Source organism: Pusillimonas sp. MFBS29 (genome assembly GCF_020687695.1).
In the GTDB taxonomy this organism is placed as follows: Bacteria; Pseudomonadota; Gammaproteobacteria; order Burkholderiales; family Burkholderiaceae_B; genus Pusillimonas_C.
Genome location: NZ_JAJEWL010000005.1, coordinates 55,356 through 71,882 on the forward strand (window position 1 = coordinate 55,356; position 16,527 = coordinate 71,882).

Sequence of the window (16,527 nt, forward strand, 5' to 3'; positions counted from 1 at the left end):
CTGCCTAGTCGGCGTCGCGGGCTACCGGTCGCTCGGGATCACTGCACCACTCACTCCAGGAGCCGGGATATAAGGCCGAGCCCTCCAGGCCGGCCAGCTCCATCGCAAACAGGTTATGGCTGGCCGTAATGCCCGAGCCACACTGATGAACAATTTGTTCAGGCGTACGGCCATCGAGCAAAGCTTCGAACTCCTGGCGCAATGCCGGCGCAGGCTTGAAGCGGCCATTGTTCTGAAGATTCAATGAGTTGGGGCGATTCAAGGCCTGCGGAATATGGCCTGCCACCGGATCCATGGGTTCGGTCTGGCCCAGATAGCGTTCACGCGCCCGGGCATCCACCACAACAAAGCGGGGATCAGTCAAATTCTGCAGTACAGCCTGCGCATCAACCACCGGCATGGCCGCACGGCCAGGCAAGCTCAGGCCCTGGACGGCCTGGGCCTCGGTGATCCGGGCGGAATTGCGTCCGGTCTGGACGGCTCCGGAGGCATCCAGCCAGGCCTGCCAGCCACCGTCGAGTATGGCTACCCGCTCGTGCCCCAGCCAACGCAGCATCCACCACAAATGCGCGGCAAAGACGCTGTTTCCGCTGTCGTAGACAACCACTTGGGTTTGCTGCTTCAAACCCTGGCTGCTCATCAGGGCAGCAAGATCCTCGCGCGAAGGCAATGGATGGCGGCCATTGAAGCCGGTTCGCGGCGCCGACAGCTCCAGCTCATGGTCCAGATAGAGCGCACCGGGGATATGACCCTGTTCATAGGCTTTCCTGCCGGCCTCGTGATCGACCAGGTCATGCCTGACATCGAATATCAGCCAGTTGGCCGCAGGGATGTTGTCTTGCAGTTCTTCTGCGCTAATCAGCAGCTTAAACACGTCGTGTCTCCTTTTCAGCATCAACCGTTGCCGCCGGCGCCACCGTCAGACCACGCATGATGCGGTCTTCGGTGTAGGTACGCCAGACTGACAGCAATCCAGAGGCTATGATAAGCCCCATTCCGGCCCATGCAATGACGTCAGGCAAGTCATCCCAGAAAATAATACCCAGTACGGCTGCAAAAATGATGGTGGTGTACTGCAAGGCGGCAGTCAGCAAGGCCGAGCCCATGCCAAAAGCACGCGTCATGGCCAGTTGACCGACCAGGCCAAAGACACCAACACCTATCAATGCCAGCCACGCGTGCAGTTCGATCTCGCGCCAGCCATAAAGCAGCAGCCCGGCACCTCCGGTCAGGCACACGACACAGGAAAAAATAAATACTGTTCGCCATTCGGGCTCGCCTACACGGCCCAGCTGGCGTATCTGCATCATCGCAATGGCCGCCATGGAACCGCCCACCGTACCAATCACAGCGGCCAGGAAATGCTCGTGCTCAATGCTGGGGCGCAGTACGGCAAGCACACCCAGAAAACCCATCAGGACGGCCAGGAGACGGATGGGATCACGCTGATTTCCGCCCCTGAACAGCATCCAGGCGGCAATAAACAAGGGGGCCGTGTAATTCAGGCTGGTGGCTGTGGACAGAGGCAAATGGGACAGAGCGTAAAAACCAAACCACATTGCCGTAACACCGGACAGATTACGCCATAGGTGCAGCTTCCAGCTTTTGGGGATCAGGCTGCGATGGGTAAATTGGGTCCAGGCGAACAAAAGCAGCACCGAAGGGATGCCGCGAAACAGGACGACATGCGGCAAAGAAGCTCCGTAATCTGCAGCCACTTTCACACAGGCGCCCATGCTCGCAAACATCATGCTGGCCAGTAACATCCACAGAGACTGCATCCACTCTACCGCTATTGAGAATATAAAAAATCAGCCGATACTATACTCTTGTGCCGGAAAAAATATCGGCAGACGGCTTTAAATTACCGGAACCTGCCCCCATTTACACAGTCCAACCCCGCATAACAACTATTTCCAACGCTCGCCTTGACGGGAATCATCAGAATATGAAACGAATTTTTCTGTTCCTCATGACCAACGTAGCGGTCATGATCGTACTCAGCGCATCCATGAACATTCTGGGTGTGGGGCGCTACCTGACCGCCAACGGTCTGGATCTGACCCAATTGCTGATTTTTTCAGCCATCATAGGTTTCACCGGCTCCATCATTTCGCTGCTGATCAGCAAATGGATGGCCAAGCAATCGACCGGGGCACGGGTCATTGATCCTCAGGCGCCCGCCAACGCGCGCGAAGCCTGGTTGCTCGATACCGTTCATCAACTGGCCGACCGCGCCGGCATCGGCCGTCCTGAAGTCGCCATCTACGAAGGTGCGCCCAATGCATTTGCGACCGGCGCCTTCAAGAACGACGCGCTGGTCGCCGTTTCTACAGGCCTGCTGGACAGCATGACTGAAGAAGAAGTCGCGGCTGTCCTGGGGCACGAAGTGGCCCACGTCGCCAACGGCGACATGGTTACCCTGACCCTGATCCAGGGTGTGGTCAACACCTTCGTGGTGTTTCTGGCGCGTATTGCCGGCTACTTCATCGATAAGGTCGTATTCAAGAATGACCGCGAAGTCGGCATAGGCTACTACATCACAGTCATCGTCTGTGAACTGGTATTTGGTGTTCTGGCCTCGATTATCGTGGCATGGTTCTCGCGCCAGCGCGAGTACCGCGCCGACGCCGGGTCTGCCAGCCTGCTGGGTTCGCGCGAACCCATGATACGTGCACTGGCCCGTCTGGGTGGTGTTGAAGCGGGCGAATTACCCAAAAACTTCCAGGCTTCGGGTATTTCAGGCACCAAGGCCATCAGCGCCATGTTCTCGACACACCCGCCGATTGCAGCACGCATTCATGCACTTCAAGCCGCGCAGCGCCTGTAATACCCTGCCGTACGGAACAGGCCTTAGTGGGCCTGTTCCCAGTTGGGGCCGGCCCCCACTTCGGCCACCAGCGGCACGCTCAGGCTGGCTACATTGCACATCAGGCCCGGCAAGTGCTTTTTAACGAGATCAACCTCATCATCAGGCACCTCAAGGACCAGTTCATCGTGTACCTGCATGACCATCATGGTTTTCAGTCCTTCAGCGTGCAACCACTCTTGTACCGCAACCATAGCCATCTTGATCAGGTCAGCCGCTGTGCCCTGCATGGGCGCATTGATGGCGGCGCGCTCGGCTGCAGCACGGCGCGGACCCTTGGCGCCACGCAGTTCAGGCAGCCATAAGCGACGACCGAATACCGTCTCTACATAACCCTGTTCATTGGCCATGCGCTTGGTGGTTTCCATATACGTTGCCACGCCCGGGTAGCGTGCAAAGTAGCGGTCAATATAGGCGCGCGCCGCGTCGCGCGTGATCTCGAGATTGGACGCCAGCCCGAACTCGCCCATCCCGTAGATCAGGCCGAAGTTGATGGCTTTTGCTGCCCGGCGCTGTTCGGCGGTGACGTCGTCCTGCGCAACACCAAAGATTTCGGCCGCCGTGGCCCGGTGAATGTCATCGCCACGTTCAAATGCCTGCTTCAGATTCGCGTCGTCCGAGACATGCGCCATGACGCGCAATTCGATTTGCGAATAGTCTGCCGACACGATCTGGCCTCGATCGGCAACAAAGGCCGCCCTGACCCGGCGCCCTTCGGGGGTACGCACCGGAATGTTCTGCAAGTTGGGATCAGAAGAGGAAAGTCGCCCCGTAATGACGGCGGCCTGGGCGTAACGGGTGTGAACGCGCCCGGTACGCGGATTGATCATCTTGGGCAACTTGTCGGTATAAGTGGACTTCAGCTTGGCTACCCCCCGGTACTCAAGCAACAGGGCCGGCAAAGGGTAGTCCTGCGCCAGTTTGGTCAGCACGTCCTCATCGGTAGAGGGCGCACCGCTGGGCGTCTTGCGTATCACTGGCAACTCCATGCGCTGGAACAGGATCTCACCCAATTGCTTGGGCGAGTTCAGGTTGAATGGTTGCCCGGCCAGCTCGTAGGCCTTTTCTTCGAAGGCCAGCAATTTCTGACCCAGTTCGTGACTTTGCTGCGCCAGCAGCTTCCCGTCTATGGCCACGCCATTGCGCTCTATGGTAGTGAGGGTTGCCGAGGTCTTGATTTCAAGCTGATAAATGCGTTCCAGACCGGCATCTTCCTTTACCTTGGGACGCAGCACCTGATGCAGCTGCAGGGTGAAATCGGCGTCTTCGCAGGCGTAGTGCGACGCCCTGTCGACATCAAGCTCATCGAACCTGATTTGCTTGGCACCCTTGCCGCACAACTCTTCATACGTAGTGCCGGTGCGCCCCAGCCATCGTTCGGCCAGCTCCTGCATGTTTACCCGTTTGTGTGATTCGAGCACATAGGCCTGCAGCATGGTGTCTTCAGTCACACCGGCCAGCGCCACCCCTTCGTTGGCAAAAACATGGGTGTCGTATTTCGCATTGTGCAGCAGCTTGTGCGCACCCGTATTCTCGAGCCAGGGACGCAAGCGCTCCAGGACTTCCTGCTTGGGTAGCTGAAGCGGTTGGTCAGTGCCCCGGTGGGCCACCGGTATATAGCAGGCTTCGCTCGCACTGACCGACAGGGACAGGCCGACCAGGCTGGCCTGCATAGGATCCAGTGAAGTCGTTTCGGTATCGAGCGCAACCAGATCCGCCGACTCTATGATTTTCAGCCAGCGATCGAAATCCGCCCAGTTATCGACAGTTTCATAGGCCAGTTGCACCGGAGCCTGCGGAGCTTCCTGCGACACCCGGCTGTCCTGTTCTGGAACACTGTCGGCGTCGCCCGTCAGTTCTCGCAGCCAGGTGCGAAAGCCGTACTCGTTGTACAGGCTGATCAGGGCGTCACGATCGACAGGCGTCGGGACAAATGCCGGCAATCCTCCGGCAAGCTCCGGAATGTCACAGTCGGTTTTGATGGTGACCAGCTTGCGGGTCATGTCGAAATTCGGGATGGCGGCCCGCAGATTATTGCCCGCCACGCCTTTGACGGAGTCGGCGTTCTCGACCAGAGCATCCAGTGTATTGAATTGCGCCAGCCATTTGGCTGCCGTTTTCGGCCCCACCTTTTCAACGCCGGGAATATTGTCGGCCGTGTCGCCGGTAAGCATCAGAAAGTCCACGATCTGATCAGGCCTGACGCCGAACTTTGCAATCACACCGTCGATATCCTGGCGCTCGGAGCTCATGGTATTGATCAGTTCGACGTGCTCATTGACCAATTGAGCCAGATCTTTATCGCCGGTGGAAATCACCGTATGCACATTTTCCCGGGTGGCACGCTGGGCCAGCGTACCGATGATGTCATCGGCCTCGACCCCGGGTACCGCCAGCACCGGCCAGCCCAGTGCGGCAACTGCTTTGTGTATGGGCTCGATCTGCGCAGCCAGCTCTTCAGGCATGGAAGGCCGGTTTCCCTTGTATAAAGGATAGATGTCGTCACGAAAAGTTTTACCGCGCGCGTCAAAAACACAAGCCGCGTAATCCGCCTTGTAATCCTGCACCAGTCTCCTTAACATGGAGATGACTCCATAAAGGGCACCTGTGGGTTCTTCTTTGGCGTTTCGCAGGTCTGGCATGGCGTGATAAGCACGATACAAATAGCTGGACCCATCAACAAGCAACAAGGTTTTTTTCATGTCAAGCAATAAAATAGTTCGCACGCCGGCGGCGCAACAGATTCCAGGAATTATGGCAGAGTTACAGACTGCCGCCGAAACACTACAGAATATAGGTTGGGGCGTAAGCGTATTCGGAAGTGCGCGTATCAAACCCGATTCGCCTTATTATGCCCTGGGCGAAGAACTGGGCGCCCGGCTCGCCAAGGCGGGGCTTACCGTCATTGCCGGCGGCGGGCCAGGCATCATGGAAGCCACAAACAAGGGCGCCTTCGAAGCCGGCGGCAACAGCATAGGCCTGAATATCAAACTGCCTCATGAAACCAAGAATAACCGCTATCAGACCCACAGCCTGTCTTTTGACTACTTTTATTCGCGCAAGGCCACTTTCTTCATGCACAGTGCCGCCTACATCGCCCTGCCCGGTGGCTACGGCACACTCGACGAACTCTTTGAAGTCATGACACTGGTCCAGACCGGCAAGGTCCCCCCTGCTCCTATCGTACTGATCGGTACCGAGTTCTGGTCGGGGCTGATAGACTGGCTCAAGCAAGGCCCGCTGGCCAACCACCTCATTGCCGCACACGACGTAAAGTTGTTTACCCTGACCGATGATCTTGATCTGGTCATGCGCAATATCGAAGCCTTTTGCGCCGAGTTCGTCGACGAATGCCATACGGCTCCCGCCCTTCCCGAATAAGCGGCGACATGGGCATACAATAGTTTTCTGTCTTTTTAGTTAACCTCTGTACTAACTTTCCAATCGTTGATCTCATGACACAGCAACTACCGATAGAACTGCAAGACCCGACCCTGTTCAAAACTGCTTCCTATATCGATGGCAAATGGATTCAAGCCACCGATAACGGCACCTTCCCGGTCGACAACCCAGCCAACGGCAGCACCATCGCCCAGGTAACCAACCTTGAAGTCGATCAGGCCCAGGCCGCCATCGCCGCCGCCGACAAGGCATTCAAAGGCTGGCGCGCACGCACCGGCAAAGAACGCGCCGGCATCTTGCGCAAGTGGTTCGACCTGATCATCGCCAACACCGAAGATCTGGCCCGACTCATGACGCTGGAGCAAGGCAAGCCCGTTGCCGAAGCGCGTGGTGAAATTGGCTACGGGGCCTCTTTTGTCGAGTGGTTTGGCGAGCAGGCCAAGCGCGTCAACGGTGACATCATGTCCTCGCCCAGCAAGGCCAACCGCATGCTGGTCATGCGCGAACCGATAGGTGTGTGCGCGGCCATCACCCCCTGGAACTTCCCCATTGCCATGATTACCCGCAAGGTTGCTCCGGCACTGGCCGCCGGCTGCACCGTGGTGCTCAAGCCCGCCGAGCAGACGCCGCTGTCGGCACTGGCACTGGCCGAGCTGGCAGAACGTGCCGGTATCCCCGCCGGCGTGCTCAATATCCTTACCGCCGACAGTGACCGTTCCATCGCCATTGGCAAAGTCTTGTGCAGCAGCCCGGTGGTCAAGAAGGTAACATTTACCGGTTCAACAGCCGTCGGCCGCATACTCATGCAGCAAAGTGCCCCCACCATCAAGAAAATGTCACTGGAACTGGGTGGCCACGCTCCGTTCATCGTTTTCGAAGATGCCGACATCGACGCCGCGGTGGAAGGCGCCATGATCGCCAAGTACCGCAACGCCGGCCAGACTTGCGTGTGTACGAACCGCATTTATGTCCATGAGTCGGTTTACGATGCTTTCATCGAAAAATTTTCCGCCACGGTTGGCGCCCTGAAGGTCGGCGACGGGTTTGCCGACAAGATCACCCAGGGTCCGCTCATCGACGACGCCGCCGTCCAGAAGGTGCGCGAGCATGTGGAAGACGCCCTGGGCAAGGGTGCCAAGGTTGCTACCGGCGGGCAGGCACACGAGCTGGGCGGACGCTTCTTCCAGCCCACGGTGCTGTCCAATATCACCGAAGACATGCTCTGCATGCGCGAAGAAACGTTCGGGCCGCTGGCACCCGTGGTCAAGTTCACTGACGAAGGCCATGTAATCGAGCTGGCCAACAATACCGAATACGGCCTGGCCGCATATTTCTACAGCCGTGACATCGCCCGGATCTTCCGGGTTGCCGAGGCGCTGGAATACGGTATGGTTGGTGTCAACACCGGCCTGATATCCAACGAAGTTGCTCCCTTCGGCGGCGTCAAGCAATCCGGTCTGGGGCGTGAAGGCTCCGTCTATGGCATGGACGATTTCATGGAAATGAAATACGTTTGCCTGGGCGGCATGTAAGTCGGCCATACACCGCCGGTCCCTGACACGGCGGCCCGGCACACTCCGGGCGCCTGAGGAACACTGATAGTCCTCAGGCGCCCGTTTTGTTTGCCTGCCCGGACAAGCCCATCCTCTTTTACCTCATCGGCATTTACCCTAACCGCCAGTAATTCCAGGTACTGGCTCCTGCCCCGAAACAGGCGTGAAATATAGGATTTTTAATAAAAATCAAGGATATCGTGCCGAACTGGTCCTATCTAATAAAACCATCTGGACCTAGTCGTCATCCCGGACTGTGGGCACTATCGGATTCACACAGAGACACAAATGATTCAATCTATAAACGCTGTCCTGCCACCTTACTGGAGATAACCATGGATTCCCTGTTTAGACGTGCACGTAAAGTCGCCCTGCTTGGTATCACCTCCGCCGCATTCGGTCTTGGATCCGTCGCCGCCCACGCCCAGACCAAAGTTGTAGTCGGCTATCAACAAATTGTAGGTCCATTCGTCAGTGCCATTGCCGATGGCAGCTTCGACAAAGCTGCAGCCGAGGCCGGCTACAAGATAGACTGGCGCCAGTTCAGCTCTGCCGGCGACATCTCGAGCGCATTTGCCTCCCGCGACGTTCCCATCGGTGTACTGGGCTCGACAGGCATTACGGCGGCCGTGACTCGCGGCGTCGATATGGAGCTGTTCTGGATTCTGGACAACATTGGCAAATCGGAAGCGCTGGTTGCCCGTAACGGCTCTGGCATAGAAAAGCCTGAAGATCTGATCGGCAAAAAGGTAGGTGTACCCTTTGTATCTACGGCGCACTTTCATTTGCTGGTCGGCATGGACAAAGTCTGGAAGCTCGACCCCCGCAAGGTCAACATCCTGAACATGCAGCCGCCGCAAATCGTCGCAGCCTGGCAGCGTGGCGATCTGGATGCCGCCTATGTATGGCCGCCTGCCCTGACGGAAATTCAGAAAACCGGCAAGAACATTGCCGACTCCGAACAAATCGGCAAACAAAGCGTACCCACCTTTGACGGCATCGTCGCCGACAAGGACTGGGCCGCAAAGAACCCCAAGTTCATGGCTGCCTTTACCAAGGTGCTGGCCAAGGCCTATGCCGACTATAACGCCAACAGCGGCAAGCTGACCGCCGACTCGCCCGAGATCAAGGGTATCGTCAAGATGATAGGCGGCAAACCCGAAGATATTCTGGCTGCACTCAGCCTGCTTCTGTTCCCCGATGCCAAGGAACAGGCCTCAAATGCCTGGCTGAGCGGTGGCAAAGACAGTGGTGCTGCCAAGGCATTCAGCGCCAGCGCCGACTTCCTGAAGGACCAGCGCCAGATCGACAAGCCACTTGCTGACTACACGCCTTTCGTCAATGCTTCTTACGCCGAGGCCGTAGCCAAGTAAGCACAGTACGTCCGACCCGCCGTTGCAGTGCGTCTTAACGGCGCACTGCTTGGCATTTGTACCAAGGAGCCCCAGCATGACATCACCCATAGGCAGTCTTAGCGTCCGTGGGGTCAACGTCACCTATCCCGCCTTGCAGCATGGTGGTTCGGTCGTTGCCCTGAAAGACGTGAATCTGGATATCAATCCGGGCGACTTTGTTGTCGCACTGGGGGCATCCGGTTGCGGCAAGACTACTTTGCTGAATCTGCTTGCAGGGTTTCTTTCCCCCACCAAAGGTGAGTTGCTGCTCGGCGACAAGCCTATCGTAGGACCTGGCTCCGATCGCGGTGTGGTTTTCCAGAAGCATGCCCTGCTGCCCTGGCTGAACGTCATGGAGAACACCGAGTTCGGGTTGAAGCTGCAAGGCGTCGACAAGAACCGGCGCCGTGCCGTGGCAGCCCGAAACCTGGAACTGGTCGGCCTGCAAGACTTTCACCAGCACATGATCTATCAATTGTCCGGGGGGATGCAACAACGTGTAGGGATCGCCCGTGCACTAACATGCGATCCCGCCATGCTGCTCATGGACGAACCCATGGCAGCCCTTGACGCCCTGACGCGGGAAACCATACAGGAACTGCTGCTCGACGTCTGGCAACACACGCACAAAATGTTTTTCTTCATCACGCACAGTGTCGAAGAAGCGCTTTTTCTGGGATCACGGCTGATCGTCATGTCACCCCGTCCCGGCCGCATCACCAACACCTACGAACTCGATTTCAATAAGCGATTCCTGGAATCCAGAGATGCCCGCGCGATCAAGTCCAGCAAAGACTTCATCGAGATGCGCGAAACCATACTGGGAATCATCTACGGCGACGAACGCGAAGCCGGCGAACCGGAAGTAATGCATGGCTAACAAGTTATTCCTGGGCAAACCGGCTACGCCGGGCAAAGTATACGGTGCACCTGGTGCAGGCTATAGCGGTTTCATCAGTATGGTGACCGCCGCAACCCTTATTGCACTATGGTTCCTGGTCACCAGCCTGGGCTTGATCAAGCCCATATTTCTGCCGTCACCATTCGCCGTCTACGACAAGTTCATCGAAGCCGTTACCTATGGCGTGGCCAACTCCACGCTGTACCAGCATACCGCTGCCAGTCTGGGACGTGTCATGGGCGCATTCCTGCTGGCACTGGTTACCGCCGTGCCCATCGGCGTGCTCATGGGCGTGAACCGCCTGGCACGTGGTGTTTTTGACCCTATCATCGAGTTCTATCGCCCCCTGCCTCCCCTGGCCTATCTGCCATTGGTCATCATCTGGTTTGGCATCGGCGAGTTCCCCAAGGTGTTCCTGATCTTCCTGGCGATTTTTGCTCCTATGGCCATTGCGGCTCGGGCCGGCGTCAAATCGGTCTCCATCGAGCAGATCCATGCCGCTTATGCCATGGGTGCGTCCAGTCGCCAGATTATTACTCACGTCATCCTCAAGGCTGCGTTACCGGAAATATTTACCGGAATGCGCATTGGCATCGGCGTAGGCTGGACCACGCTGGTGGCCGCGGAAATGGTCGCCTCATCGCGTGGGCTGGGCTTTATGGTGCTCAACGCCGCCCAATACCTGGCCAGTGACGTCGTCATCATGGGCATTCTGGTAATTGGCTTCTTTGCCCTGATATTCGACTTGCTGCTGCGACACCTGGAAAAAATGCTCATCCCCTGGAAGGGCAAGGTATAACCCGGCAAGCCAGCCTGATCGGGCCGTCGCATTGTTATTAAGCGATTGCCCAACTACACTATGTTCCCATAACAGCAGGCTCTGCTGCGGTGCGATGCACACCGCAGCAGAGTAGTACATCGCCCTACGGAACATAAGCAAGATGCACTCGCCCGCCCCCGCAAGCTCGGCCGTTTTATGGCCGACCCTTTTTGAACGTGTTGGTGATTCCAGCCTCAGCCTGCAAGGGCGCATACGCCAGATGCTGGTCTCGGCCATATTGTCGGGCCACCTGCCCGCAGGGGCTCCTGTTCCCTCCAGTCGTCTGCTTGCCGACAGTCTGGGCATTGCCCGCAACACCGTAGTGTTCGCCTATCAGCAACTGGTATCCGAAGGTTATCTGGTCTCGCGAGAGCGCAGCGGGCACTTCGTCGCCGACGACGTGCTTGACAGCCATGTGGGCGAACAGCGTCCCGATGTCATTGATGACGCCGGCTATCCCAAAGTCAGCTGGGACCAGAGGGTGGTCTTTCATCCATCGCGCCAGCGCAACATCGTCAAACCCGAGAGCTGGCAAAGTCAGCCCTACCCTTTTGTCTACGCCCAGTTCGACGCAAGCCAGTTTCCCACGGCTGAATGGCGCGAATGCTGTACCCGTGCGCTCTCGGTACTGGACATCCGCAGCTGGGCGCCAGACCTTATCACCAACGATGATCCGGCATTGATCGAAGAGATACGCAGCCAGGTTCTGCCGCGGCGCGGCGTGTGGGCCGACAAGGAAGAGATTGTGATTACCGTCGGTGCGCAGCATGCCCTTTACCTGCTGACCGACCTGCTCATGCACAACCACACCGTAGTTGGCATGGAGGACCCGGGCTATCCCGACGCGCGCAATACCTTTACTCGCCGCACGGAAAGACTGATGCCCCTGGCAGTCGATGACGAGGGGCTGCGCATCACCCCCGCCATCAAAGAGTGCGACTATGTTTTCGTCACGCCCAGCCATCATTGCCCCACCAGCGTCACCATGCCGCTCGAGCGGCGCAAGACACTGCTTGAACTGGCTGCCAAGTCAGACACCATCATTATCGAAGACGACTACGAAACCGAAAACCGCTATGACAGCAACCCGACACCGGCGCTGAAAAGCCTGGACAAGCACGGCCGTGTCATTTACGTTGGCAGCCTTTCAAAAAGCTTCGCGCCCGGTTTGCGTATCGGCTACATTGTTGCGCCCCAGGAACTGGCGCACGAGCTGCGTGCCCTGCGCCGCCTGATGCTGCGTCATCCTTCAGCGTATATACAAAGGGCATTTTCGCTGTTCATCTCGCTGGGACACTACCATTCGCTGCTAAGGCGGCTGTCGCATCTATATGCCCAACGCGCGCAAGCACTGACTGAGGCGATCAGCACTTTTTTACCCGAATTTGAACTCGTGCCCATCAGCGGTGGCTCATCGTGCTGGCTCAAGGCCCCCCCGGGAACAGACACGCAGGAGCTGGCCAACCTGGCGCTTCAGGAAGGCGTGGTGATCGAGCCCGGCCATGTTTTCTATCATCGGCCCGGCCCAGGCAACAACAACTATCTGCGTCTGGGCTTTGCCTCGATAGACAAGGAACGCATTCCCGCCGGCATCGAGCGACTGGCGGCGGTGTACCACGTCTTGAAAAACACTTGAATCAGAATTTTTCGTCGCGCAAGTAATAATATTTGTACAGCATGGCCTGCCCCATTCGCCGGAATGGTGCAAAAAGGTGGCCAGGCAGCGGCGAACTGTAAATCGGCAGATCCCAGTGCTTGCCTTCCTTGCCCACCACACGCTCGGCCAGCCGGCGCCCCGCATGGGCTGAAAACGACACTCCATTGCCACCATAACCGACCGAATAGAACACCTGCTCTGAAGGGTCGGGCTGTGTGATCCGGGGCATCATGTCGTGGCTGACATCAACCCAACCCCACCAGGAATAGGCTATTGGAATATCACGCAAGCTTGGAAACTTGCGCCATAGTCCTTCTTTGAGCAAGTTCAGGTGGCGGGGATTGCAGGCATCGGCACCAGTCAATGCGCTGCGGCTGCCTATCTGCATGGAGCCATCAGGCAGCAACCGATAGTAAAACCGCAAGGTGCGCGTATCGGTGATGAAGGTAGTGCTTTTCAGCCCGGCCTCGGCCCTTTCCTCGGGAGTCAGGACCCGCGTTACCATGGAGTTTGACAGGATGGGCATGATCTTGCTGTTGAGCGACTTGTGCATGCCCTGGGCGGTATACCCGCCCGTTGCCACGGCCACCCGTCTGGCCCGCACGATGCCGCCCGGCGTACGCAGATGATGAACGCCATTGACGGTCTCCCAGCCCATCACAGGACTGGCCGGATGAATCCTTACACCCAGGGCACGCGCCTTGCGTATGTATCCGAAAGCCAGCTTGAGCGGATGCACCCCGACCCCGTCGGGCTCGTGCAGGGCTCCGGCTGCTTCCTGGTCAGCGGCATAGCGTTCGAACAGTTCCTCACGGCTGAGCATGCGAGTGTCGTAGCCAAACACATCCTTCATGACACGGCACTCATTTTCGAGGAAGGCCATTTTCTTCTGTCTGTGCGCAACATACAGGTGTCCACCCGGCTGTGCATCGCAATCTATGGTGTCGACCAGGCTGCGCCAGTAATCGAACCCTTCATGTATTTCTGCATCGAGCCGTTTGGCTACGTCCAGGCCCCAGCGCTGTATCCATTGTGAGCGATACAGCCGACCCGAGGCATTCTGGCCCTGGCCGCCGTTGCGGCTGGTGCAGCCCCAGACTGCGCGGTTGGCTTCGAGTACAACCGCCTTCACACCGTGCTCCTGAGCCAGGTTCAGCGCAGTGACCAGACCCGTGAACCCCGAGCCGATAACGACCACATCCGCATCGAAATCTTGTGTGACCGGCCCGTCATCCTCGGGAGGTGGACCTGCCGTTGCAACCCAATAGGTTGGCGCATACGCCTGCCCGTGGCCGGATTTACTGACCAGCGGATCGTAGAGAGGGTCGTAGGCGTTTTCCTTGAAAGACGCCTCAGGCGAAGGATCGCCAACTGCTGGAAGGGATGCCATTATGACTCCGAGATAAGCAAAGAGGCCTGAACAGCACGCGGGAATTGCGCCCTGCGGGGCCTCGATAACCAGGCATCAAGCCTTGGCTGGCAAATGTGGACGATTTTTACGGAACGCATTCTTGAGGACGATTTTTCCATCGCGAAATACGAGCAGGTCAACCATATTGGCTTCGATACGCGAACCATCGGCTGCGGTACCGGTAAAAGTGGATTCCATAACGCCCTGGTCACCGCTGCCCCAGCATTTGGCGTTCAGCCATTGTGCATCGGGTATCGTGAGCCAGGCAGCCTCGAAGGCCTTGCGCACGGCCTCTTGCCCCTGGTGCCGCGCACCGCATGCATCGGGGCCTGCCACCGCTTCAAATACGCAGTCTTCATGCATGAACTCCATCAGGGCGTCGATATCGTGACGATTCCATGCATCACCGAAGGCCTTGATGGTCTGGATCAGTTGCTCATTGGACATTCGGTTTTCTCCTGTTGTAATGGGTGTTGTATTGGCGCTCCAGGCGCCAGCTTGGTGACATGACAACAAGGTATGAGATAGCACCCTGACGGTCTAGAGCCAGTCAGGACGTTTCGCATGAGCCAGTTCGGAAAAACCCCATGAACGAGACTATTTATTCCAAAAACCGGATTTTTCATTGACTTTTTATTTTTGCAAGATAGACTTGTGCCTAATAACCATAATTCGGAATGATTCATTTCATTATTTGTTAATTTAGGAAAGCCGCTATGTCTACCCAATCCAATACTCCGGTCGCTGGTGTTCAGAAAATGACACCCTCTGAAGCCTTTGTGGAAACACTGGTCGCCAATGGCGTGACCGAAATGTTCGGCATCATGGGCTCAGCCTTCATGGATGCCATGGACATCTTCGCCCCCGCCGGTATCCGTCTGATTCCCGTGGTTCACGAACAAGGCGCCGGTCACATGGCCGACGGCTATGCCCGCGTCAGCGGCCGCCACGGTGTGGTGATCGGCCAGAACGGCCCCGGCATCAGCAACTGCGTAACCGCCATTGCCGCCGCCTACTGGGCGCACTCGCCGGTGGTTATCGTCACGCCTGAAGCCGGCACCATGGGCATAGGCCTCGGCGGCTTCCAGGAAGGCAATCAACTGCCCATGTTCCAGGAGTTCACCAAATACCAGGGCCACGTCACCCACCCTGCCCGCATGGCCGAGTACACAGCGCGCTGTTTCGACCGGGCACTGTCCGAGATGGGCCCCACACAGCTGAACATTCCGCGCGACTATTTCTACGGTGAAATCAAGGCGGAAATCCCCAAACCCCAGCGTCTGGACCGTGGCGCAGGTGGCGAACGCACCCTGAACGAAGCAGCTGAATTGCTGGCTACCGCCAAGTTCCCCGTCATCATCTCGGGCGGCGGTGTCGTTATGGCCGACGCTGTTGAAGAATGCAAGGCCCTGGCCGAGCGACTGGGCGCACCCGTCGTGAACAGCTACCTGCACAACGACTCCTTCCCGGCCAGCCACCCATTATGGTGCGGCCCTCTGGGCTACCAGGGCTCCAAGGCAGCCATGAAGCTGATTTCACAGGCCGACGTCGTCGTTGCCCTGGGAACCCGCCTTGGACCATTCGGCACACTGCCCCAGCACGGCATGGACTACTGGCCCAAAGACGCCAAGATCATCCAGATCGACGCCGACAACAAGATGCTGGGCCTGGTCAAGAAAATTACAGTTGGCATTTGCGGCGACGCCAAGGCTGCAGCGGTCGCCCTGCAACAGCGTCTGGAAGGCAAGACGCTGGCCTGCGATGCAAGCAAAGACGAACGTGCCGGCAAGATTCAGGCAGAAAAAGCTGCCTGGGAAAAAGAGCTCGACGAATGGACCCACGAGCGCGACTCTTTCAGCCTGGACATGATCGAAGAGCAAAAGAGCGAAGGCAATTATCTGCATCCGCGTCAGGTCCTGCGTGAGCTGGAAAAAGCCATGCCCGAAGACGTTATGGTTTCGACTGACATCGGCAATATCAACTCGGTGGCAAACAGCTACCTGCGCTTCGAAAAGCCACGCAGCTTCTTCGCTCCCATGAGCTGGGGCAACTGCGGCTACGCCTTGCCCACCATCATTGGCGCCAAAGTGGCAGCACCTCATCGCCCCGCCATTTCCTACGCCGGCGACGGCGCCTGGGGCATGAGCATGTCGGAAATCATGACCTGCGTACGCCATGACATTCCCGTCACGGCCGTGGTATTCCACAACCGTCAGTGGGGCGCCGAGAAGAAGAACCAGGTGGACTTCTACAACCGTCGTTTCGTTGCCGGTGAACTCGATAACCAAAGCTTTGCGGGCATCGCCAAGGCCATGGGTGCCGAAGGCATCGTGGTCGACAAACTGGAAGATGTCGGCCCGGCCCTGAAGAAAGCCGTGGACATGCAAATGAACGAAGGCAAGACCACCATTGTCGAGATCATGTGCACTCGCGAACTGGGCGACCCCTTCCGTCGTGATGCCTTGTCCAAGCCAGTACGCTTCCTGGACAAGTACAAAGACTACGTCTGAGCCCGGGAGT

General features: G+C 57.7%; 13 protein-coding genes. 8 read left to right on the forward strand and 5 right to left on the reverse strand.

All coding sequences use genetic code 11. From position 1 onward, the window contains the following. Window positions 1-4: 4 nt before the first annotated feature. Entirely contained in the window at window positions 5-874 is an 870-nt protein-coding gene (locus tag LKR43_RS08750) for a sulfurtransferase (RefSeq protein ID WP_370632085.1), read from the reverse strand. Continuing rightward, the gene (locus LKR43_RS08755) at window positions 867-1,781 is read right to left on the reverse strand and encodes a DMT family transporter (protein WP_227683676.1); all 915 of its coding nucleotides are present in this window, start codon (window positions 1,779-1,781) and stop codon (window positions 867-869) included. The genes LKR43_RS08750 and LKR43_RS08755 overlap by 8 nt, the downstream gene beginning before the upstream one ends. Window positions 1,782-1,948: 167 nt before the next feature. On the opposite strand from LKR43_RS08755, the gene htpX reads away from it, so the two are divergent. Further along, window positions 1,949-2,830 (forward strand): protease HtpX, encoded by an 882-nt coding sequence (gene htpX / locus LKR43_RS08760; RefSeq protein ID WP_227683677.1) that lies wholly within the window; start codon window positions 1,949-1,951, stop codon window positions 2,828-2,830. 23 nt (window positions 2,831-2,853) lie between these two features. Here the strand turns inward: htpX and polA are convergent, their stop codons facing one another. Then, on the reverse strand, window positions 2,854-5,571 hold the full coding sequence (polA, locus tag LKR43_RS08765; protein ID WP_227683678.1) for a DNA polymerase I: 2,718 nt from the start codon (window positions 5,569-5,571) through the stop codon (window positions 2,854-2,856). A 52-nt stretch (window positions 5,572-5,623) separates the two neighbouring features. On the opposite strand from polA, the gene LKR43_RS08770 reads away from it, so the two are divergent. The 6 genes from LKR43_RS08770 to LKR43_RS08795 all read left to right on the forward strand — a co-directional run bounded on the left by LKR43_RS08770 (window position 5,624) and on the right by LKR43_RS08795 (window position 12,575). Further along, window positions 5,624-6,250, forward strand: coding sequence for a TIGR00730 family Rossman fold protein (locus tag LKR43_RS08770; RefSeq protein ID WP_227683679.1), 627 nt, complete (start codon window positions 5,624-5,626; stop codon window positions 6,248-6,250). A 74-nt stretch (window positions 6,251-6,324) separates the two neighbouring features. Beyond that, window positions 6,325-7,803: an NAD-dependent succinate-semialdehyde dehydrogenase gene (locus tag LKR43_RS08775; protein ID WP_227683680.1), complete on the forward strand. Its 1,479-nt coding sequence runs from the start codon at window positions 6,325-6,327 to the stop codon at window positions 7,801-7,803. Window positions 7,804-8,159: 356 nt separating this feature from the next. Next, complete coding sequence (gene tauA / locus LKR43_RS08780; RefSeq protein ID WP_227683681.1) at window positions 8,160-9,197, forward strand: taurine ABC transporter substrate-binding protein; 1,038 nt, start codon at window positions 8,160-8,162, stop codon at window positions 9,195-9,197. A 76-nt stretch (window positions 9,198-9,273) separates the two neighbouring features. Beyond that, on the forward strand, window positions 9,274-10,098 hold the full coding sequence (locus LKR43_RS08785) for a taurine ABC transporter ATP-binding protein (RefSeq protein ID WP_227683682.1): 825 nt from the start codon (window positions 9,274-9,276) through the stop codon (window positions 10,096-10,098). Continuing rightward, window positions 10,091-10,918, forward strand: a complete 828-nt coding sequence (locus LKR43_RS08790) for an ABC transporter permease subunit (RefSeq protein WP_227683683.1) — start codon at window positions 10,091-10,093, stop codon at window positions 10,916-10,918. The genes LKR43_RS08785 and LKR43_RS08790 overlap by 8 nt, the downstream gene beginning before the upstream one ends. A 142-nt stretch (window positions 10,919-11,060) precedes the next feature. Beyond that, complete coding sequence (locus LKR43_RS08795) at window positions 11,061-12,575, forward strand: PLP-dependent aminotransferase family protein (RefSeq protein WP_227683684.1); 1,515 nt, start codon at window positions 11,061-11,063, stop codon at window positions 12,573-12,575. Between the two features lies 1 nt (window position 12,576). Here LKR43_RS08795 and LKR43_RS08800 read toward each other — a convergent pair whose 3' ends face one another. Both LKR43_RS08800 and LKR43_RS08805 read right to left on the reverse strand, forming a co-directional pair. Beyond that, complete coding sequence (locus LKR43_RS08800) at window positions 12,577-13,986, reverse strand: FAD-binding oxidoreductase (protein ID WP_227683685.1); 1,410 nt, start codon at window positions 13,984-13,986, stop codon at window positions 12,577-12,579. A 75-nt stretch (window positions 13,987-14,061) separates the two neighbouring features. Continuing rightward, window positions 14,062-14,454, reverse strand: a complete 393-nt coding sequence (locus tag LKR43_RS08805) for a nuclear transport factor 2 family protein (RefSeq protein ID WP_227683686.1) — start codon at window positions 14,452-14,454, stop codon at window positions 14,062-14,064. A 269-nt stretch (window positions 14,455-14,723) separates the two neighbouring features. Here LKR43_RS08805 and xsc point away from each other — a divergent pair, with 269 nt between their 5' ends. After that, window positions 14,724-16,517, forward strand: a complete 1,794-nt coding sequence (gene xsc / locus LKR43_RS08810; RefSeq protein WP_227683687.1) for a sulfoacetaldehyde acetyltransferase — start codon at window positions 14,724-14,726, stop codon at window positions 16,515-16,517. Window positions 16,518-16,527: the final 10 nt, after the last annotated feature.